This is a genomic window from Vibrio sp. V23_P3S9T160 (assembly GCF_963886625.1).
Taxonomy (GTDB): Bacteria; Pseudomonadota; Gammaproteobacteria; order Enterobacterales; family Vibrionaceae; genus Vibrio; species Vibrio anguillarum.
This window is the reverse complement of sequence record NZ_CAWPDB010000163.1, coordinates 1-19,361: the sequence shown is the minus strand read 5'-3', so window position 1 is coordinate 19,361 and position 19,361 is coordinate 1. Positions and strand designations below refer to the sequence as shown.

The following is a 19,361-nucleotide window of genomic DNA, read 5'->3' as shown; positions in this document are numbered from 1 at the left end:
TCCATGCCGAACTCAGAAGTGAAACACAACAGCGCCGATGGTAGTGTGGGGTCTCCCCATGTGAGAGTAGGACATCGCCAGGCTTTGAATATTGTCTAACCAGACACGCTGCGGAGCGGTAGTTCAGTTGGTTAGAATACCGGCCTGTCACGCCGGGGGTCGCGGGTTCGAGTCCCGTCCGCTCCGCCACTTATTAAGAGCCTCAGCAGTCATGTTGAGGTTTTCTTCAATGAGAAGCATAAATTATTTAGGGGTGTAGCTCCAACTGGCAGAGCAGCGGATTCCAAATCCGCGTGTTGGGAGTTCGAATCTCTCCACCCCTGCCATCTATCAAGCCTCCGCAGAAATGCTGAGGCTTTTTACTATTTTTCATCTCCTTATTATTTTTAGAACATTCCTGTTCTTCAATAACTTCAATAAAAGTATCGCCCCCATACTGCATTAAACCGATCTTTTCTGTGCTAATTTTAAGTTTGCATTTTTACGGCATCAGTAGGTAATGCTTGCTAAGATAGTGGCAATATCCTCGTAGGGAAAAATATAAGATGAATCCAGTCATTGAAACTATTCTTGCACATCGTTCTATCCGATCTTTTACCGATCAGAAGATAACTCCAGATCAGCTGAGTACAATTATTTCTGCTGGTATTGCGGCATCATCATCGAGCCTATTACAGGTTAATTCAATCATTCGTGTTACAGATAAAGATAAACGCGAGCAGTTGGCTATACTGGCGGGCAACCAAGCTTATGTTGCAAGCGCTGCTGAGTTTTTAGTGTTCTGCATTGACTACCAACGTCATTACGCCATTAATCCTGAGGTAAAACCAGAGCTGATTGAACTCACTTTGATTGGCGCTGTAGACGCTGGGATCATGGCACAAAACTGTTTATTGGCGGCAGAAGCGATGGGATTGGGTGGTGTTTATATTGGCGGATTAAGAAATTCACCTAAAGAAGTGGATGAGTTATTAGAGCTTCCTCCATATTGCGCAGTGTTATTTGGTATGTGTTTGGGGTATCCGGCTCAGAATCCACAACTAAAACCTCGTTTATCTCCTGAGGTAATTGTTCATGAGAATACCTACCATGCTTTGAGTTATGCTGAAATAGAGCAATATGATGAGACGATGAGGGCTTATTATCAGACGCGTTCTTCCAATACTAAGCAAGCGGCTTGGTCTACAGAGGTAACGGCTAAATTAGCACAAGAATCTCGACCTCATATGTTGAACTATCTCAACAGTAAAGGCTTAGCACACCGATAAAAAGAGCCCAATCTTAACGATTGGGCTCTTTTACAATGATTAGGCTAAACCTTGAATAACGACGAATTTTTCAAGTAGTTGATGTTCAGTTTCTATGTGTTCTGGATCGGTAATGATGCAGTTTGTTATCGGACATACGGATTGACAGGTGGGCTTGTCGTAATGTCCTTTGCATTCAGTACATAGATTAGGATCAATTTCATAGATCCGGTTGCCCATAGAGATCGCGCCATTTGGACATTCCGGATCACACATATCACAGTTAATGCATTTACTGGTGATCAATAATGCCATAACTACTTGCCTACGGGATTACGAGTATCTTGGCCAGCATTCAAGTTACGCATTAACAGAGCAAAGTTTAAATCCAACTCTTCAGGAACCGGGATATAAACAAAGTGACCGTTTCCTTTTGCGTCATCAACAGTTTCACCTTTGCGGTTTTTCATTGCTTCAAGTCTGAAGACAACATTCCCTTTTGGGGTCATCAGCTCTAAACTATCACCTAAGATAAACTTGTTTTTAACTTCAACTTCAGCCATTTCACCACGACGTTTACCCGTAAATTCACCAACAAATTGCTGTGAATCTGAGACTGAATAGCCATAGTCATAGTTTTGATAAGTATCGTGTGTATGGCGTCGCAAGAAACCTTCGGTATAGCCACGGTGTGCAAGGCTTTCTAAAGTGCCCATCAGGCTTTCATCAAATGGTTTACCTGAAACTGCGTCATCAATTGCTTTGCGATACACTTGAGCTGTGCGAGCGCAATAATAGAAAGATTTAGTACGACCTTCTATTTTTAATGAATGCACGCCCATTTTCGTCAATCGTTCTACATGCTGTACGGCTCGTAGATCTTTTGAGTTCATAATGTAGGTGCCATGTTCATCTTCAAAAGCGGCCATCTTCTCTTCTGGACGATGGCTTTCTGAAAGCAAAACCACATCATCAATCGGTTTGCCTAAACCAAGTGTATTATCAGGGCGCTCTTCTTGTATCTCGATAGTTTGAACTGATGCTGGATCAAATTTCTCGACAATTTGACCTGTTTCGTCTTCTTTGGCTGATTCAACTTTGTATTCCCAACGACATGCATTGGTGCATGTTCCTTGGTTTGGATCACGTTTATTAATGTAGCCAGACAATAGACAGCGACCTGAATAAGCCATGCATAATGCGCCATGAACAAAAATTTCGAGTTCGGTCGTTGGGCACTGCTCACGGATCTCTTCAATTTCTTCCAACGAAAGTTCGCGTGATAGAATCACTCGTTCAACGCCTTGGGATGCCCAGAACTTAACTGTTGCCCAGTTAACAGCATTGGCTTGAACTGAAAGGTGAATAGGCATTTCAGGAAATGCTTCACGAACCATCATGATAAGCCCAGGGTCAGACATAATGAGCGCATCAGGTCCCATTTCAACCACAGGCTTTAGATCTCGGATGAATGTCTTAAGTTTTGAGTTGTGGGGTTGAATATTACAAACCACGTACAATTTTTTACCCAAAGCATGTGCTTCATCGATACCGATTTGCAGGTTTTCATGGTTAAATTCGTTGTTGCGTACACGAAGGCTATAACGAGGTTGGCCGGCATAAACGGCATCTGCACCGTAAGCAAACGCATAACGCATGTTTTTTAGGCTGCCCGCCGGTGATAGTAGCTCGGGGACAAAAGGTGTATGTGTGCTCATTGTTTTTCTCTAATCTGATCTCAAGTCAGGCCAATACCACCTGATGGTATTGGAGGGGCGCAAATTTTACGTTAAAAATAACCTTATGCCTAGTAGGGATCGTAAGCGATACAAAAAAGCCCAACACTTTTAAGGGTATTGGGCTTTTGCATGATGTTTTTGTTAAGCGTTCGGGTGAGGAAGGCCGCCGAGAACGTCAAATAAGTTAGGCAAAAATGCTGACATTTCACCACACATTAATGAGAAATCGGCATCAAAGCGAGCCGCTTGCTCTTCTCGTGGAATATCTTCGTTTTGTTCTTTGAGCTCATCGCTAAATGCCAAACGCTTAATGCTACAATCTTCAGCCAGAATAAAGCTCAGGCGATCTTGCCAGTTCAATGCCAGTTTAGTGACGACTTTATTGGCTTCAATATGGCTTAAGATCTCATCGCTTGTCAGTTCTTGTTTCTTACAGCGGATCACTGCGCCATCTTCTAATAACGACTTTAATTCAGCTTCATCCAACAAGCTAAACCCTGGTGGTAGTTCGCCACTTTTAACCCACTGAGTAAGTGTTGTTTCTACCGCTTGTTCTGGGATCGCAGGTACTACGGGTAGGCTACCCATGGTTTTGCGTAGCAGCGCCAAAACGTCTTCAGCTTTTTTGTAGCTTGCGGCATCGACTAAAATGAAGCCTTGCTTGGGTAGGATAAGCACAAAGGTGAGATTGCTGCGGCTAAATGCTCTAGGTAGGAGATCGATGACAATATCTTCCTTGAGGCTTTCCTTCTCCTTTTTCTTGAGAGGTCGCCCTTCTTCCACTTCCATCGCTTCAACTTTGGCATTCAAAGAATCTTTAATGACCGAAGCAGGTAACATCTTTTCTTCTTTTTTCGCGCAGATCAGAATACGGTCTTCAGAAACGTGGGTCATCATGTCGCCGTGTTTACCCATTGCGTTAACCCAACCAAATTTTTGCTTATCTTGGCTGTCGCATGGCGTAAAACGAAATTCGGCCAGTTGTTTTTCGAGCTGATCGGCGTTGAATTCTACATCGCGATTAACACGATAAACCATACAGTTTTTAAACCACATATTCTTTCTCTTACTTAATTAGAAGACGCAACATGATAGGGGATTTGAAAGCTAAAGTCTTAAATCAATTTCAAAATATAATCATGAACTTGATAAGAAACTTATATGAAAAATTGTTTGCAAAGGTCACAAAAGTGTCATAATTGTTTCCCATAATGCATAGCGTTGATTACATAGAAAGGTTATTCAAATGTCTAGAAGGATTCTGGTTGTTGAAGACGAAGCACCCATTCGCGAAATGTTGTGTTTCGTGCTTGAACAAAAAGGTTATCAAGCTGTTGAAGCGGAAGATTACGACACGGCGGTGAGTAAACTGGCTGAACCCTTTCCCGATCTTGTGTTATTAGATTGGATGTTGCCCGGCGGGAGTGGTATCAACTTTATTAAGCATATGAAGCGTGAAGAATTAACACGCAACATTCCTGTTGTGATGTTAACCGCCCGTGGTGAAGAAGAAGATAAAGTTCGCGGCCTTGAAGTGGGTGCGGATGATTACATAACTAAACCTTTTTCGCCTAAAGAGTTGGTAGCTCGTTTGAAAGCGGTTATCCGGCGCGTCACACCGACAGCACTGGAAGATGTGATCGACGTGCAAGGATTGAAGTTAGATCCTGTCTCTCATCGAGTAACGGCTAATGATAATGCCTTAGAGATGGGGCCGACGGAATTCAAAATGCTACACTTCTTTATGACGCACCAAGAACGCGTCTATAGCCGTGAGCAGTTATTGAACAATGTGTGGGGTACCAACGTTTATGTTGAAGACCGCACTGTCGATGTTCATATACGCCGTCTGAGAAAAGCGTTAGAAGAGGCTGGCCACGATAAATTAATTCAAACAGTACGTGGTGCCGGTTATCGCTTTTCATCCAGAACATAAAGGATTAATTAAGGTACGAAATGGTTGAACGTTTAACGTGGAAAAGGCTGGCTTGGGAGCTGGCTTTTTTTTACTCTCCTTGGATTATCGTTGGCTGGATCTTTGGCCATATGGCTTGGCTGCTGCTAGCGGCTACGGCGTTGCAACTGATTTGGCATTTGCATAACCAAATGCGTTTGTCGGCTTGGTTATGGGATGAAAAACGTTTAACGCCGCCTTCCGGGACTGGAAATTGGGAATACCTGTTTAATGGGATTTACCGTTTACAGCAACGCCAACGTAAAAAACGCAAAGAACTGACCAATTTGATCCGCCGCTTTCGTAACGGGGCTGAATCGCTACCCGATGCGGTGGTTGTGTTCCGTGACGAAGGGAACATTGTTTGGTGTAACCGACTTGCACAACACCTGCTCGGTTTTCGCTGGCCAGACGATGCAGGTCAACCTATCTCAAATTTATTGCGCGCCCCTGATTTTATCAAATATCTGCAAAAAGATGATTTCACAGAACCGCTTGAAATGCGCTCTCCGCTTAATGTTGAGCGCATGTTAGAGCTGCGTATTGTACCTTACACAGAAGGTGAGCATTTGATGGTTGTGCGTGATGTCACTCAGTTGAAACAGTTAGAAGGCATGCGCCGAAATTTCTTTGCTAACGTTTCTCATGAACTGAGAACGCCGATGACGGTGTTGCAAGGGTATCTTGAGATGACAGAAGACCCTGACATGCTGGTAGGGCCGATGTGGCCTAAGGCACATGGAGTGATGACTGAGCAGTTAAACCGTATGAACAGTTTAGTCAATCAACTGCTGACGTTGTCAAAAATTGAAGCGGCGCCAATGCATGAGCTGGATGAAGTGGTTGATGTTCCGGCTATGTTGGAAGTACTTGAAAAAGAAGCGATCAGTTTAAGTGGCGATCATCATCACCGACTGCATTTTGATGTCGATAAGCGACTTAAAGTATTGGCCGATGAAGATCAACTGCGCAGTGCTATATCAAACCTTGTTTATAACGCCGTCAAATATACGCCTCCGGGAGCGGAAATTAATGTGCGTTGGTATCAAAACGCGCAAGGTGCTTGTTTAGACGTGGTGGATAAAGGGGAAGGGATTGAGCCACAGCATTTACATCGTTTAACGGAACGTTTTTATCGTGTCGATAAAGCACGTTCGCGAGATACTGGAGGAAGTGGGCTTGGGCTCGCGATTGTTAAGCATGCATTGTCACATCATGACACGCATTTGCAGATTCACAGTGAAGTGGGTGTTGGCAGCAAATTCTCTTTTATTTTGCCTAAACGTTTGGTTGTGCTGTCATGATACATCGCATATTTACAGCCTTTCTCTGTTTTTACTTGCTGATTACCACGAACGCCGTGAGCGCTCAGCCGCTCGTGGATTACTCAAAAACTAACGGTGTTGCTGGTAGTTTACTTTCAGTGGGGTCAGACACTCTGGCTGGAATGACAACGCTCTGGGTTGAAGAGTTTAAGACGATCTATCCAAATATCAATGCTCAAGTACAAGCCTCAGGTTCCTCCACCGCGCCTCCTGCTTTAACTGAAGGAACGGCGCAATTTGGCCCAATGAGTCGCCCGATGCGTGGTCGTGAGATTGAAGCATTTGAACGCGCTCACGGTTATAAGCCGACGGCATTGCGGGTTGCGATAGATGCCATTGGTATTTTTGTACATCGAGATAATTCAATCAAAGGGCTTAATTTTACTCAATTAGACAGTATTTTCTCATCCACGTTGCGCTGCGGTGCTACACAACCGACCAATACTTGGGCGCAATTGGGCGTTGATGAGGATTGGGCTAAGCGAGGAATTCAACTGTTTGGCCGAAATTCGGTGTCGGGAACTTATGGCTATTTCAAACAAAATGCACTGTGTGGTGGCGATTTCAAAAAGGGAGTAAACGAGCAGCCGGGATCGGCATCGGTTGTACAATCGGTTGCTTCATCGATCAATACTATCGGTTATTCTGGTGTCGGTTATCAGGTTTCTGGTGTGAAATTGATTCCGATAGCCAAACAAGGCGATCAGTTTATTGTCGCAAGTTATGAAAACATTCTATCAGGTGCTTATCCGTTATCTCGCTATTTGTATGTGTATGTGAATAAACATCCTAATCAGGATCTGCCACCCATGCAGCGAGAATTTATCCGTTTCATTTTTTCTAAGCAAGGACAAGCGATTGTTGGGAAAGATGGTTATGTGCCTGTCAGTGCCGAGTTTGCTCAGCAAGAACTAGCTAAAGTGGGCATAAAATAACGAGCGGTTCGCTCGCTATTTTTAATCAAACCCAATTCAAATTAAACATTGAGCTGCCAGCCGACACTTCGCCAATACTGTTGTTCGCACATCAGATCCGCATGTAATAATTTATTATTTTCTAACCAATTGGCGTCTTCACATTCTAGTTTCCACTCATCATCTTTTGCGCTGAGCGTTAACTCAGGAAGAGGATCATCATTACGTTGGCTATTGACAACAATCGCTAAACGCAACACGCGGATGAGGCCAATAATGTGCTTTTTCTTAAACAAGGTGAAATCATTCATTTCTTGTAGTTTGAGGGATTTGCGTTGAAAGCGCGCTAAGGTCGATAGCACTTGCTGTTGCTCGCTGTTAAAACCGGGCATGTTGGTGTGACGCAAGATATAAGCAGAGTGTCGGTGAAAGCCTTGTAAGTTAATGCTCAATCCCACCTCATGCAATAACGCCCCCCATTCCAAAAGATCAAACAGTTCGCTGCCTTTTTTCAATCCTAGCTCTGTGGTCACATTCTGTAGAAACTCTTTTGCATGGCCTTTGACTTTGGCTGCATGCTCTAAGTCTACCAGATGTTTCATCGCGAGGTTTTCAGTGGTGCGTAAACGGATATCGGAATACTTGAACCGATCTTCCATCTCATAAAGCAAACCTTCTCGTAATGCACCATCAGAAAAATGCATCTCTTTCACACGCAGCGATTTTAAAACCGCGCTTAAAATGGCAACTCCCGCAGCAAAAACGGGTTTTCTATCGTCAGTCAATGCGCTGAGTTCGATCTCATCAATACTTTGCCATTCACAGAGTTTTTCAATGAGTTTATTGACTCGCTCAAGCGTGATGATGCCATCATCAAAGCCCAAGCCAATCAGTACTTCGTGAATGGCTTTGATGGTTCCTGACGAGCCGAAGGCGACTTCCCACCCTTTTTTGCGATATTTCGCCGCAATAGATTCGATTTTTTGCTCGGCGGCTAATATCGCATGAGCGAAGTTTCTGCTTGAAAGCCTACCATCAGCGAAGTAACGGTCGGTATAGCTGACGCATCCCATTTGCTTGCTGTTGATTAGGTCTGGATCAAACCCTTGGCCAATCACCATCTCGGTACTGCCGCCACCGATATCCACCACCAACATAGACGCTGCTTGAGGTTGAGTATGTGCCACGCCTAAATAAATTAAGCGTGCTTCCTCAGCTCCGGGAATGATTTCAATAGGGAAAGGCAGTACCTGTTTGGCTCGTTGTAAGAATGTATGAGCATTATTGGCTTGACGCAGCGTATGCGTGGCCGCGATGCGCACGTTTTCAGGTTCGAAACCTTGCAACCGCTCGGCAAACATCGCTAAGCATTCAAGCCCTCGCTCTATGGCATCGGCATCCAAATTTTTTTGTTCATCTAACCCAGCCGCCAAGCGTACACGTTGCTTATGGCGGCTCACCAGTTGTAGATCTTGATCGACGACTTTGGCCACCACCATATGAAAGCTGTTAGAGCCTAAATCGATGGCCGCAATATCGCGAATAGTATTAGTTGGGTTGATTGTCATGTAAGGGTTCTTTGCTCTTTCTGGTCTGTCTTTCTACATTCTTAAGATAGTCGTAGATGGCAAATTGCGAACGCACTTTTTTACGGTTACCACGTTCTACATAATTATTGCTCATCTCTTTGTCTATCCAGCGCGCTTTCACTGTATCGGTAAATTGTAAATTCATAATGTCAATCATACGCTGTTTCAAACGTGGGTCACGAATTGGTGTCGTTACTTCGATACGATGATCGATATTGCGCGTCATCCAGTCGGCAGAGGAGATATACACCAGCGGGTTGCCATCATTGTGCGTAATAATGACACGAGGGTGTTCCAAAAAGCGATCAACGATGCTGATGATTTTGATATTGTCACTCACGCCCTCAATTCCCGGAACCAGTGAACACATGCCCCGGACGATCATCTTAATTTGTACGCCCGCGCTACTCGCACCATACAGTTTATTGATTAACCCTTTATCCACTAAGTTATTTAACTTTAAAGTGATTGCGGCTTTTTTACCAAGTTTCACATTGGCGATTTCACTGTCGATTAATCGATAAAGCTGAATACGAGAGTTTCTTGGCGACACAATGAGATGGCTAAATTTAACTGGGCGGTAAGGGTTTTCAATATAGCCAAACACGTTTCGTACTTCGGTAGCAATTTCATTGTCGGCGGTCAGGAGTGAAAAGTCCGTATAGATACGGGCGGTTTTTTCATGGAAGTTGCCCGTGCCTATGTGTGCGTAGCGAACGATGTTGTCTTGTTCTTTGCGGCTAATGAGCAGCAATTTAGAGTGAATTTTTAATCCGGGAGCACCGAAAATTACTTGGACCCCCGCTTCGGTCAAAATACGTGACCATTCAATGTTGGCTTCTTCATCAAACCGTGCTTGTAACTCAACCACTACCACCACCCGTTTGCCATTGTGTACCGCATCGACGAGCGAGTTCATTAAGCGAGAATCTTTGGCAACTCGATAAATATTGATTTTGATGCTGATCACTTTGGGATCAAACGAGGCTTGTCTTACCAACTCGGTAATGTGTTCAAATGAGTGGTAAGGATAGTGAAGTAGAATATCCTGAGCGCGAATCGCATCAAATGCATTGGCAAAACCTTCAAAGTCAGCACATTGCATGGGTGGTAGCGGCTTGTTCTCTAAATAGTCACGCCCCACGTTTGGGAACCCAATAAAATCTTTAAAGTTATGATAACGACCACCAGGAAGAAGGCTATCATAGTGCGATATTTTGAGTTTTTCGCACAAGAATTTAAGCATTTTTGTCGGCATTTCACGTTCATAAACAAAGCGTACGGGCATAGCACTTAAGCGTTGATTCAACCCTTCTGACATCTGTTCTAACAAACTGTATTCGACTTCCCGTCGCAAGTCATATTCCGCATCACGTGTCATTTTCATCGCGTAACCCGTGAGCTCTTCATAGTCAAAAAAACCGCGGAAAATCTCATCAAGGCAGTGGCGAATGATGTTGTCCAATAAGATGATGGTTTTGCGGCGTTTGCCCTTTTGCTCCGGCACCATGACAAAGCGCGGTAGGTGGTCTGTCGGGATTTCAATCAGCGCATATTGGCTGCGGTCATTGTGTTTGAGATCAACGGCAATATAGGCGTATTCATCTTTCAAAAATTGCATGACATCAATGTCGTCAGTCATGAGCAGCGGTGTAATATGCGGGCGTACTTCTTTATGGAAATACTTAGTGATCCATTTTTTCTGAGTCTCATCCAACTGCGTTTCATTAACCAAGAAGATACGGCGACGTGCCATTTCTAAAATAAGCTCATTATAGAGATTGTCGAAATCTTGGTTGAGTTTGAACGCCTTACTTTGCATTCGTGTCAGCAAATGCTTGGTAGTATCGTTACCACCACGTTCTCGGTTGATCAAAATTTGCCGTTTTACATCGGAAAAGCGAACTTTATAGAACTCATCCAGATTGTTAGAAAAAATACCTAAAAACCGTATTCTCTCGATTAAAGGCACGGTTTTATCTGCGGCTTCTTGCAATACGCGTTCATTAAACGAAAGCCAGCTCAATTCCTTGTCGATATACAACTTGTCCGTACTCATTCATGTTACCTTTTTACTCAATTGACGTTTTTTACTGACTCACCCTCTGTGTGCTGATTGTGCGATTCTGCACAGCAATCAATTCGGGTATTGATGATTATGCAAACTATGCCTTTTATGTGACATTTTTATTTCAAGTAGGCAAGTTGAGTATAGTTGTTTTATTTTCAGTCGTTTATTGCGAGTTGTAATATACTTGTCACGAAAATTACATATTATACGCAGACAGGAAAAAGGGTAGAGAGAACAATGGCACCAAGTGAATTTTCATTGAAGGAACGTGACAGAAAACGGTTGATAAAAGACCGTTTGGTTCGCCTTGCAGTGAGTTTTGGTGGCGTGAGTGTACTTGGCGCTTTAGTGCTGATTTTTGTCTATCTTGCGATGGTTGTTTTCCCTCTTTTTGGTAGCGCAAAAATTGAAAGGAACGTGGCGCAAGTGAGTATAACCACTTCCAATCCTCAATTTTTGGCCATAGATGAATACGGCGAGAATGCCTTTGTTGTTGACCTTGACGGCAGCATGAACTTTTGGCCCTTGGACGGCAAAACGGAACACGCATTGTGGTCGGATAGTCTCCCTATTCGCGTTGATCTTTTTAGCCAAGCTCCCCCGCTGGATGGATGGTTTGCCGCTAGCAATGTGGCGGGAGAGGTCTTTATTGCTCGCCCTAAATTCAGTTATCTTCATAGCATGGAAGGTCGCCAGTTTTCTCCTTATCTTGAGCGCGTCAGTTTACCCTCTACCTTTCGGCTGACTCATAAAACGCAAACGTTACGCCAGTTTGCCTTCGCCGTTACTGATGAGGCACTTTTCTTCGCTTCTTATCTCGATAATGATGAGGTGATAGTACAAACCTTAACGAGTGATAACGTTGAACCAATTCAGCGCTTTGTGTTTCAAGGCTCATTTCCTTCTTTGGACCAATTGCTTTTTACGCCAGATGGTAAAACGCTTTATCTTCGCTCAGGGTCCGAATTGGTTGTTGCCGTTAAGAGTCGTCAAGGTTATTTCGTGCGAGAAGTGGTTGATTTAAGCCAAGGTAATTCCGATCGAGCCGTGACACAAATCAACTTATTGTCCGGTGCTTATTCGCTACTGGTGACTCACCGTAACGGCTTAGTGTCACAATGGTTTGATGTGCTGCAAAATGAAGAACGTCAACTGACTCAGATTCGTAAGTTTAAATTAGCGCCGCAGGTGACGCTGTTACTGCCGGATACTTATCGCAAAGGTTTTTACAGTTTCTACCCTAATGGCACAATCCAAAGTCATTATACGACCAGTGAAAAACTGGTGTTGTTTGAGAGGATGTACAACAAAGCCCCTCAATTGGCCGCCATGTCCAATAATGAGCTTTATCTCGCTACGTTAAGCGAGCAGAAGATCAGCGTGGCAAAAGTGGATAATGATTATCCTGAAATATCACTCTCATCATTGTGGCAAAAAGTGTGGTACGAAAGTTATCCTGAGCCTCAATATGTGTGGCAATCGACGTCAGCGAACGATGAATTTGAGCCTAAGTTTAGCCTAGTACCGATAGCCTTTGGTACTCTTAAGGCCGCAGCATACGCAATGTTATTTGCGATACCGATTGCGGTGTTTGGCGCGATTTACACGGCTTATTTTATGTCACCGAGAATGCGCCGAGTGGTGAAGCCGTCGATTGAATTGATGGAAGCGTTACCAACCGTCATTATTGGTTTTTTAGCGGGGTTGTGGTTTGCGCCATTAATTGAAAGCCATCTTGCGGCGGTCGGAGCGCTGCTGCTATTTTTACCCATTGTGATGTTACTCGTTGGGCTAGGTTGGCACCTATTACCGAGAGCATGGGTGCGAAATTTCTCAAATGGATGGCACGCATTGATACTAATCCCCGTATTAGTCGTTAGTACAGTCGTTATCTTTTCGTATAGCAGCCAAATTGAAGTTTGGCTATTTGATGGCGATATTCAGATTTATCTCGCGCAAAACGGCATCGATTTTGATCAGCGTAATGCGCTGGTGGTTGGTTTTGCGATGGGCTTTGCCGTCATTCCAACCATTTTCACTATTGCGGAAGATGCGATCTTTTCCGTACCTAAACATCTTTCTGATGGGTCATTAGCATTAGGCGCAACACCTTGGCAGACATTAACCAAAGTCGTGTTGTTAACGGCAAGTCCTGGCATATTCTCGGCGATCATGATGGGCTTGGGGCGAGCCGTCGGAGAAACAATGATCGTTCTTATGGCGACGGGTAATACACCCATTTTAGATTGGAATATTTTAGAAGGGATGCGCACCTTATCGGCAACGATTGCGGTTGAGTTACCAGAGTCGGAAGTGGGGAACTCCCATTACCGGTTGCTTTTTTTAGCGGCACTATTGCTACTCATGTTCACCTTTTGTGTGAACTCGATTGCTGAATGGGTCAGACAAAGGTTGCGTGCCAAATATCGCGCTTTGTAATCAATTGGGAAAAATCATCACAAATGTTTAAGTGGTTTCAATCAGGTTCACCTTGGATATGGTTAACAGGCGGTGCTGTCAGCATCAGCCTGATTTCGGTATTGGGCTTGCTCCTGTTTATTGGTTGGAAAGGATTAACCTATTTTTGGCCGACGCCACTTTATCAATGGCAAACTCAAGAGGGGCAAGCACTGGTTGGTCAGCTCTACTCTGAGGAAAATGTGCCATTAACACACTTAAGAGCGTTAGATATTACATGGCCCAAAGCCATACTGGATGCTGGGGAAGTGAAGCGGCTCAGTATCAAAGTCGCTAACCGAGAGCGAAATTATGCGGACTTTGTTTCGATACTGGATGTTAAACTGTCGGATAAACAAATGCCTAGCGGGTGGGCGGTAATAGAACGTAAGAGTAACGGACAGTTTTATGGCAAGCCGATTGCTTATGTGCAAACCGATGGAAGCGAGAGTTCGGATGTTCAAACCATGCTCGCTGCAGGAATGCAGGATGTCGCGTTATTGAGAGAGCAAATTGACGATGTGATTGACCAAGAGATCAGAGTCATTGGCTTTGCCGCCGAAAAATTACGTTTAGAGAAGCGTCGTAAAGAACTCAATGGAAAGCTAGAACGAACCTATTTAGATCACTATTTTCATAAAAAGCAGGATTTGGATAGCCAATTAGCTATTGCCGAACAAAAGTTAGATGCGCTGCGCCAGCAAATGAATGGGCCGTCGTTGATTGTTGAAGAGATGAGTGGGCAACGAGTGGCGATTCCACTTAGCCAAATTCTCGATATTTGGTATCCCAATGATATGACTTTGGGGCAAAAATTGGTCCAGTGGGGAAAGCAGGTGTGGCTCTTCCTATCAGAAGATCCCCGAGAATCGAACTCTGAAGGCGGTGTATTTCCAGCCATCTTTGGTACAGTGCTGTTGGTGTTGTTGATGTCGATTATCGTCATGCCACTTGGTGTTGTGGCGGCTATTTATCTGCACGAATACGCAAAAGAGAATCTGTTTACTCGTATCATTCGTGTTGCGGTTATCAACCTTGCTGGTGTGCCATCGATTGTTTATGGGGTATTTGGTCTTGGTTTTTTTGTTTACACCATAGGCTCATCGATTGATACGCTACTCTATAGCGAAAGGTTACCAGCCCCCACTTTTGGTACGCCGGGCTTACTGTGGTCGGCGCTCACATTAGCGGTGTTAACTCTACCCGTAGTGATTGTGACGACGGAAGAAGGGTTAACACGGATTCCCAGCGCAGTACGCCATGGCTCGTTAGCATTGGGCGCTACCCATTTTGAGACGATTTGGCGCATAGTATTGCCGATGGCAAGCCCTGCGATTATTACTGGGCTTATTCTCGCCATTGCGCGAGCCGCGGGTGAGGTTGCCCCTTTGATGCTGGTGGGTGTGGTCAAACTGGCGTCAAGTTTGCCTGTGGATGGCGAGTTTCCCTTTGTACATCTTGAGCGAAAATTCATGCACTTAGGTTTTCATATTTACGATGTTGGTTTCCAAACGACCAACATCGAAGCGGCTAGGCCACTGGTGTACGCCACTTCATTTTTATTGGTGACAGTGATTGTGGCACTGAATTTAACGGCCATCAGTATCCGCAATAACTTGCGTGAGAAATATCGAACGTTAGGGCAAGATTAATTATGTTTTCCATCAATCAAACTTTGGGTTATCACGCCCCGTTAGATGTTAATAATCTGAGCGATCAACAAACGGCGATTGCGATTGAAGATCTGAATCTGTTCTATAAACAGACTTGTGCGCTGAGCCATATCTCAATGCGTATTCCCAAAGGACAAGTAACGGCGTTTATCGGCCCTTCCGGTTGTGGTAAGTCAACCTTACTGCGCTGTATTAACCGGATGAACGATCTGGTCGAAGGGTGTCGAGTTGAAGGTGAAGTCAAACTGCATGGTAGAAACGTCTATCACCCAGATGTGGATGTTGCCACGTTGCGCCGCCGAGTGGGGATGGTATTCCAACGACCCAACCCATTTCCGAAATCCATTTATGAAAACGTGGTGTATGGGCTTCGTCTACAAGGAATTAAAAATAGCCGCACTTTAGATGACTCCGTTGAGCGAGCTTTAAGAGCCGCTGCGTTATGGGATGAAGTGAAGCATCGCCTACATGAAAATGCATTTGGCCTTTCGGGTGGGCAGCAGCAACGCTTAGTTATCGCCAGAGCGATTGCTATTGAGCCAGAGGTGCTGTTGCTTGATGAGCCAACGTCCGCGTTAGACCCTATTTCTACTTTGACCATCGAAGAGTTGATTAACGATCTCAAAACCAAATACACAGTGGTGATTGTGACGCATAACATGCAACAAGCGGCAAGAGTGAGCGATCATACGGCTTTTATCCATATGGGAAAATTGATTGAGTATGCGGATACTGACTCTATTTTCACCTCCCCATTGAAAAAACAGACGGAAGACTATATTACTGGTCGATATGGTTAATACTTTCGTCAATAGCGATATTCAAAAGGAACGATGATGCATCTAGGTCGCCACATTTCAGGACAGTTCAATGTTGAACTTGAATCGATTCGCACTCATGTATTGACGATGGGCGGGCTGGTGGAGCAACAACTCTCTTTTGCGATGCAAGCATTGCATAAAGATGATGCCGATCTGGCCAGAAAAGTCGTTCGGGATGATCACAAAGTGAATGCGATGGAAGTCTCTATTGATGAGGCTTGCACGCGTATTATCGCTAAGCGACAACCGACAGCCAAGGATCTACGCTTGATCATGGCGATCATCAAAACCATTACCGACCTTGAACGAATTGGTGATGTTGCCACCAAAATTGCCTACGTCACTATCGAAAGCCCTTCACCTAAAGAGAGCAAATTTCGAGTTTCTCTTGAACCTTTATGCCGACAAGCCATTGCAATGTTGCACCAAGTGTTAGACGCTTTTGCGCGGATGGATCTTGAATCGGCTGCTGAAGTGTACCGCTTGGATGATAAGCTGGATGCCGAATATGAAGCCGTGATCCGCCAACTGATGACCTATATGATGGAAGACCCTAAAAATATCCCACATATATTACAAGTCATGTGGTCTGCACGAGCCATCGAACGCGTGGGCGATCGCTGCCAGAATATCTGCGAATACATCATCTATTTTGTCAAAGGTAAGGATGTGCGCCACTTAGGTAAACAATCGATTGATGACATCCTCAAATAGCCTTTTGGGTAAAGTAAGGTGAAGGAAAGTTATTCACCTTACATCAAGACATAACGGTCGCCGAAGTTAAGAAAGCTGGCGTAATACCTCTTGGATTTTAGCCGGATCGGTAATTGGGATGAGGGTGTCATCGACAGACTCTTGGCCCATTTTCACCGCATTGGCGATCATATCCATGCTACTTGCACGCGTGGTTTTGCCGGACAAATGCACTTCAGTGATGCCCGTTTCACGGATAATGTCAGTCACGTTTGATGCGTTTAAGCCAGCCCCAGCCATAATAGAGAATCGACCATTCGCCAGTTTCACCATGTGTGCAATTACGGCTCGTCCTGCATAGGCATCTGGCGCTAACCCTGAAGTAAGTACACGCTCACACCCTAATTTTGCAATGTCTTCAATCGCTTGTTCATAGCTGTGGCATTGATCAATCGCACGGTGGAAAGTGGTACCCAATCCTTGCGCGGCTTGCATCATCAGTAAGCTTGCTTCAAGGTTGATGGTGCGATTCGGATTCAAAATACCAAAGACGATGCCGTCTAGTCCCGCCTGTTTTGCCATCTCGATATCGATCAACATCGAATCGAGATCATCCTGATCATAAAGAAAGTCGCCTTGACGCGGACGAATCATCGCGTAAACAGGAACGCTCGATATTTGTGCGGCCTTTTTCATTAAACCAAAGCTGGGCGTCAGTCCACCCAATGCGAGCGACGAACACAATTCAATGCGAGTAGCCCCGCCTTTAATGGCGTTGTGTAGCGATTCAATATTATCAATACACACTTCAACTTGAATATTCATAGCAAAATCCTGCTGGAAAAATTTGGTTAATGTTAGCAAGTTAGAGTAGTGACGTCTGTGTGATTGAGGTAAGAAATAGGGGTAAAGTTTACCAACCAATGCTGCCTCATTTTCGCTAAATGAATGCCAAAGAAAAAGCCCAAAGCGTTAGCTTTGGGCTTGGATAAGGACTTTACTTCTTAACTGATTGGCGATGCGTTTTACGCTTTATTATATGTCCAACCATTGACCCGAGTTGAGCGCGGGCTAAGGAGAATTATTTCTTGCCTAGGTCGTCTGAGTGCTCAGCTAGGAATGCTGCAACACCTTTTGGAGATGCATCCATACCGGCTTTGCCTTCTTCCCACTGTGCTGGGCACACTTCACCGTTCTTTTGGTGGAAGTTAAGCGCATCAACCATACGTAGCATTTCGTCGATGTTACGGCCTAGTGGTAGGTCGTTCACAACTTGGTGACGTACAAGACCATCTTCGTCGATGAGGAAAGAACCACGGAAAGCAACGCCTGCTTCTGGGTGCTCAACATCGTACGCTTTACAGATTTCGTGCTTCACGTCAGCGATTAGCGGGTATTTTACTTGGCCAATGCCACCGTTTTCGATAGCGGTATTACGCCATGCGTTGTGAGAGAATTGAGAATCGATAGATACACCGATTACTTCAACGCCTTTCGCTTGGAAATCTTCGAAGCGTTTGTCAAAAGCGATAAGCTCTGATGGGCAAACGAAAGTGAAGTCTAGTGGGTAGAAGAAAACAACCGCTTTCTTACCTTTAGTAAATTCTGCGAAGTTGAAGCTATCAACGATTTCACCGTTACCAAGAACAGCTGCTGCAGTAAAATCAGGGGCTTTACGACCAACTAGTACCATTTTTTTGCTCCTAAGAATAAGGTTTAGTTCCAAACCAGTGATGAGCACTGGTCCGGTCCGTTTTTGAACGAGACAAACTATAGTACAGATTGTAGGATAGTAAAAAGCGAAATAAATAGATTAGTCTCATCGAAAAAAGCGATGAGCTCTAATGACGGAATCAGAAACGGTACTCAAACAAGATAGTAGTAGAACGATGAATAAATGGCCCAGTTTGAAGCAGTTGCACTATTTAGTAACACTCTACGAAACACGGCACTTTAGTGATGCCGCTGAACGTTGTTTTGTTAGTCAATCTACCCTAAGTAAAGGGATCCAAAATTTAGAGGAATTAATAGGCTGCCCGCTTTATGAAAAGGATAAGAAAGCTCCGTTAGTGTTTACTCAAGCGGGAGAGCTGGTTGTTAGCCAAGGAAGAGAGTTACTTGCCAAAGGACAAGATTTAGTGGAACTCGGCAAGGTTTGCCAAGGCGATGAGATGCAAGGTCAGCTAAAGCTGGGTTGTATTCCAACCATTGCTCCATTTTTACTGTGTGATTTAGTGCAAGAAGTGAATGTCCGCTTTCCGAAGTTGAACTTATTATTACGAGAAGATACGACGACGAACCTTTTGGCTGCACTGCGTCATGGAGAGCTTGATGTGTTGATTTTGGCTTTGCCTGTCGATATCGGCAAAATGGAGAGCCGAGTCGTGGGGATTGATCCATTCAAAATGGTGATCAGCCGTCATCAAATGGATAGCATCCGTGTGCCAATCAAGTATGCTGACCTGCCTGATGAATCGGTGTTTTTGCTCGAAAATGTGCACTGTTTAACGGATCATGCTGTGTCGGCTTGCAAGTTAACCGCCAAAGAGAAAATTAATCCATTTACCGCAACCAGTTTACATACCTTAGTGCAGATGGTCGCCAATGGTTTAGGGACGACTTTCATTCCACAAATGGCAATCAATCATGGCTTAGTTGAAAACCAAAATTTAGTGGTCATCGAGCCTCCTGGCCAGCAAGCGTATCGAGAGATTGGTTTAGTTTGGCGGCCAAGTTCATCGCGAACTCACACTTTTAAGCAGTTAGCGGATGTGGTTTCTGGTTTACTTTAGCGATTAGTCTTACTCTTTCCTTTGCCTAAAAAATCAAAAAGTCACTTTTAATGTGGCTTTTTTCAGTTTTTTATTCTGTTAGTGTT

General features: G+C 44.4%; 16 protein-coding genes, 2 tRNA genes and 1 rRNA gene. 12 read left to right on the top strand and 7 right to left on the bottom strand.

All coding sequences use genetic code 11. The features are described 5' to 3' along the window. The 4 genes from rrf to nfsA form a co-directional block, all read left to right on the top strand. A 5S ribosomal RNA gene (gene rrf, locus AACU59_RS18200) occupies positions 1-83 on the top strand; the annotation flags it as partial. A gap of 29 nt (positions 84-112) precedes the next feature. Further along, positions 113-189: transfer RNA gene (locus AACU59_RS15455), tRNA-Asp, on the top strand. Between the two features lie 60 nt (positions 190-249). Continuing rightward, positions 250-326 (top strand) — tRNA-Trp (locus tag AACU59_RS15450). Between the two features lie 219 nt (positions 327-545). Continuing rightward, a complete protein-coding gene (gene nfsA / locus AACU59_RS15445) occupies positions 546-1,268 on the top strand; it encodes an oxygen-insensitive NADPH nitroreductase (RefSeq protein ID WP_094145843.1) in 723 nt (240 codons plus the stop codon). A gap of 39 nt (positions 1,269-1,307) precedes the next feature. Here the strand turns inward: nfsA and AACU59_RS15440 are convergent, their stop codons facing one another. The 3 genes from AACU59_RS15440 to rdgC form a co-directional block, all read right to left on the bottom strand. Further along, entirely contained in the window at positions 1,308-1,562 is a 255-nt protein-coding gene (locus tag AACU59_RS15440; RefSeq protein WP_013857525.1) for a YfhL family 4Fe-4S dicluster ferredoxin, read from the bottom strand. A gap of 2 nt (positions 1,563-1,564) precedes the next feature. Then, positions 1,565-2,965 carry a prephenate-dependent tRNA uridine(34) hydroxylase TrhP gene (gene trhP / locus AACU59_RS15435; protein ID WP_094145844.1) on the bottom strand — a complete coding sequence of 467 codons (1,401 nt, stop codon included), beginning with the start codon at positions 2,963-2,965 and terminating at the stop codon, positions 1,565-1,567. A 162-nt stretch (positions 2,966-3,127) separates the two neighbouring features. Further along, positions 3,128-4,042 carry a recombination-associated protein RdgC gene (gene rdgC / locus AACU59_RS15430; protein ID WP_094145845.1) on the bottom strand — a complete coding sequence of 305 codons (915 nt, stop codon included), beginning with the start codon at positions 4,040-4,042 and terminating at the stop codon, positions 3,128-3,130. Positions 4,043-4,232: 190 nt separating this feature from the next. Here rdgC and phoB point away from each other — a divergent pair, with 190 nt between their 5' ends. Genes phoB through AACU59_RS15415 form a run of 3 tightly spaced genes read left to right on the top strand, consistent with a single transcriptional unit; the run spans position 4,233 to position 7,200 of the window. Further along, on the top strand, positions 4,233-4,922 hold the full coding sequence (phoB, locus tag AACU59_RS15425; RefSeq protein WP_013857522.1) for a phosphate regulon transcriptional regulator PhoB: 690 nt from the start codon (positions 4,233-4,235) through the stop codon (positions 4,920-4,922). A 20-nt stretch (positions 4,923-4,942) separates the two neighbouring features. Further along, entirely contained in the window at positions 4,943-6,244 is a 1,302-nt protein-coding gene (gene phoR / locus AACU59_RS15420; RefSeq protein WP_013857521.1) for a phosphate regulon sensor histidine kinase PhoR, read from the top strand. After that, a complete protein-coding gene (locus AACU59_RS15415) occupies positions 6,241-7,200 on the top strand; it encodes a PstS family phosphate ABC transporter substrate-binding protein (RefSeq protein ID WP_017042128.1) in 960 nt (319 codons plus the stop codon). The genes phoR and AACU59_RS15415 overlap by 4 nt, the downstream gene beginning before the upstream one ends. A gap of 41 nt (positions 7,201-7,241) precedes the next feature. On the opposite strand, the gene ppx is transcribed toward AACU59_RS15415, so the two are convergent. Together ppx and ppk1 are read right to left on the bottom strand one after the other, a co-directional pair. Continuing rightward, positions 7,242-8,747 (bottom strand): exopolyphosphatase, encoded by a 1,506-nt coding sequence (gene ppx / locus AACU59_RS15410; protein WP_094144758.1) that lies wholly within the window; start codon positions 8,745-8,747, stop codon positions 7,242-7,244. Next, entirely contained in the window at positions 8,728-10,827 is a 2,100-nt protein-coding gene (ppk1, locus tag AACU59_RS15405; RefSeq protein WP_013857518.1) for a polyphosphate kinase 1, read from the bottom strand. Before ppk1 ends, ppx begins: the two co-directional genes overlap by 20 nt. Positions 10,828-11,076: 249 nt before the next feature. On the opposite strand from ppk1, the gene AACU59_RS15400 reads away from it, so the two are divergent. From AACU59_RS15400 to phoU, 4 genes are read left to right on the top strand one after another with little or no spacing between them, the layout of a single operon-like run. Continuing rightward, positions 11,077-13,278, top strand: a complete 2,202-nt coding sequence (locus AACU59_RS15400) for an ABC transporter permease subunit (protein WP_094144813.1) — start codon at positions 11,077-11,079, stop codon at positions 13,276-13,278. Between the two features lie 23 nt (positions 13,279-13,301). Next, positions 13,302-14,948, top strand: coding sequence for a phosphate ABC transporter permease PstA (gene pstA, locus AACU59_RS15395; RefSeq protein ID WP_094144812.1), 1,647 nt, complete (start codon positions 13,302-13,304; stop codon positions 14,946-14,948). A gap of 2 nt (positions 14,949-14,950) precedes the next feature. Next, complete coding sequence (pstB, locus tag AACU59_RS15390; protein WP_010320428.1) at positions 14,951-15,769, top strand: phosphate ABC transporter ATP-binding protein PstB; 819 nt, start codon at positions 14,951-14,953, stop codon at positions 15,767-15,769. Between the two features lie 36 nt (positions 15,770-15,805). After that, entirely contained in the window at positions 15,806-16,504 is a 699-nt protein-coding gene (gene phoU, locus AACU59_RS15385; RefSeq protein WP_010320427.1) for a phosphate signaling complex protein PhoU, read from the top strand. A gap of 66 nt (positions 16,505-16,570) precedes the next feature. Here the strand turns inward: phoU and AACU59_RS15380 are convergent, their stop codons facing one another. Then, positions 16,571-17,407 carry a copper homeostasis protein CutC gene (locus AACU59_RS15380; protein ID WP_013857514.1) on the bottom strand — a complete coding sequence of 279 codons (837 nt, stop codon included), beginning with the start codon at positions 17,405-17,407 and terminating at the stop codon, positions 16,571-16,573. A gap of 157 nt (positions 17,408-17,564) precedes the next feature. After that, the gene (locus AACU59_RS15375) at positions 17,565-18,176 is read right to left on the bottom strand and encodes a peroxiredoxin C (protein WP_010320425.1); all 612 of its coding nucleotides are present in this window, start codon (positions 18,174-18,176) and stop codon (positions 17,565-17,567) included. A 196-nt stretch (positions 18,177-18,372) separates the two neighbouring features. Here AACU59_RS15375 and AACU59_RS15370 point away from each other — a divergent pair, with 196 nt between their 5' ends. Next, the gene (locus tag AACU59_RS15370) at positions 18,373-19,275 is read left to right on the top strand and encodes a hydrogen peroxide-inducible genes activator (RefSeq protein WP_013857512.1); all 903 of its coding nucleotides are present in this window, start codon (positions 18,373-18,375) and stop codon (positions 19,273-19,275) included. The last annotated feature ends 86 nt before the right edge of the window (positions 19,276-19,361 follow it).

Coding starts and splice junctions, on each gene's coding strand:
- phoR (WP_013857521.1), top strand. CDS start 4,943: ATGGTTGAACGTTTAACGTGGAAAAGGCTGGCTTGGGAGCTGGCTTTT.
- AACU59_RS15400 (WP_094144813.1), top strand. CDS start 11,077: ATGGCACCAAGTGAATTTTCATTGAAGGAACGTGACAGAAAACGGTTG.
- trhP (WP_094145844.1), bottom strand. CDS start 2,965: ATGAGCACACATACACCTTTTGTCCCCGAGCTACTATCACCGGCGGGC.
- ppx (WP_094144758.1), bottom strand. CDS start 8,747: ATGACAATCAACCCAACTAATACTATTCGCGATATTGCGGCCATCGAT.
- ppk1 (WP_013857518.1), bottom strand. CDS start 10,827: ATGAGTACGGACAAGTTGTATATCGACAAGGAATTGAGCTGGCTTTCG.
- phoB (WP_013857522.1), top strand. CDS start 4,233: ATGTCTAGAAGGATTCTGGTTGTTGAAGACGAAGCACCCATTCGCGAA.
- AACU59_RS15370 (WP_013857512.1), top strand. CDS start 18,373: ATGAATAAATGGCCCAGTTTGAAGCAGTTGCACTATTTAGTAACACTC.
- AACU59_RS15440 (WP_013857525.1), bottom strand. CDS start 1,562: ATGGCATTATTGATCACCAGTAAATGCATTAACTGTGATATGTGTGAT.
- AACU59_RS15415 (WP_017042128.1), top strand. CDS start 6,241: ATGATACATCGCATATTTACAGCCTTTCTCTGTTTTTACTTGCTGATT.
- pstB (WP_010320428.1), top strand. CDS start 14,951: ATGTTTTCCATCAATCAAACTTTGGGTTATCACGCCCCGTTAGATGTT.
- AACU59_RS15375 (WP_010320425.1), bottom strand. CDS start 18,176: ATGGTACTAGTTGGTCGTAAAGCCCCTGATTTTACTGCAGCAGCTGTT.
- phoU (WP_010320427.1), top strand. CDS start 15,806: ATGCATCTAGGTCGCCACATTTCAGGACAGTTCAATGTTGAACTTGAA.
- pstA (WP_094144812.1), top strand. CDS start 13,302: ATGTTTAAGTGGTTTCAATCAGGTTCACCTTGGATATGGTTAACAGGC.
- nfsA (WP_094145843.1), top strand. CDS start 546: ATGAATCCAGTCATTGAAACTATTCTTGCACATCGTTCTATCCGATCT.
- rdgC (WP_094145845.1), bottom strand. CDS start 4,042: ATGTGGTTTAAAAACTGTATGGTTTATCGTGTTAATCGCGATGTAGAA.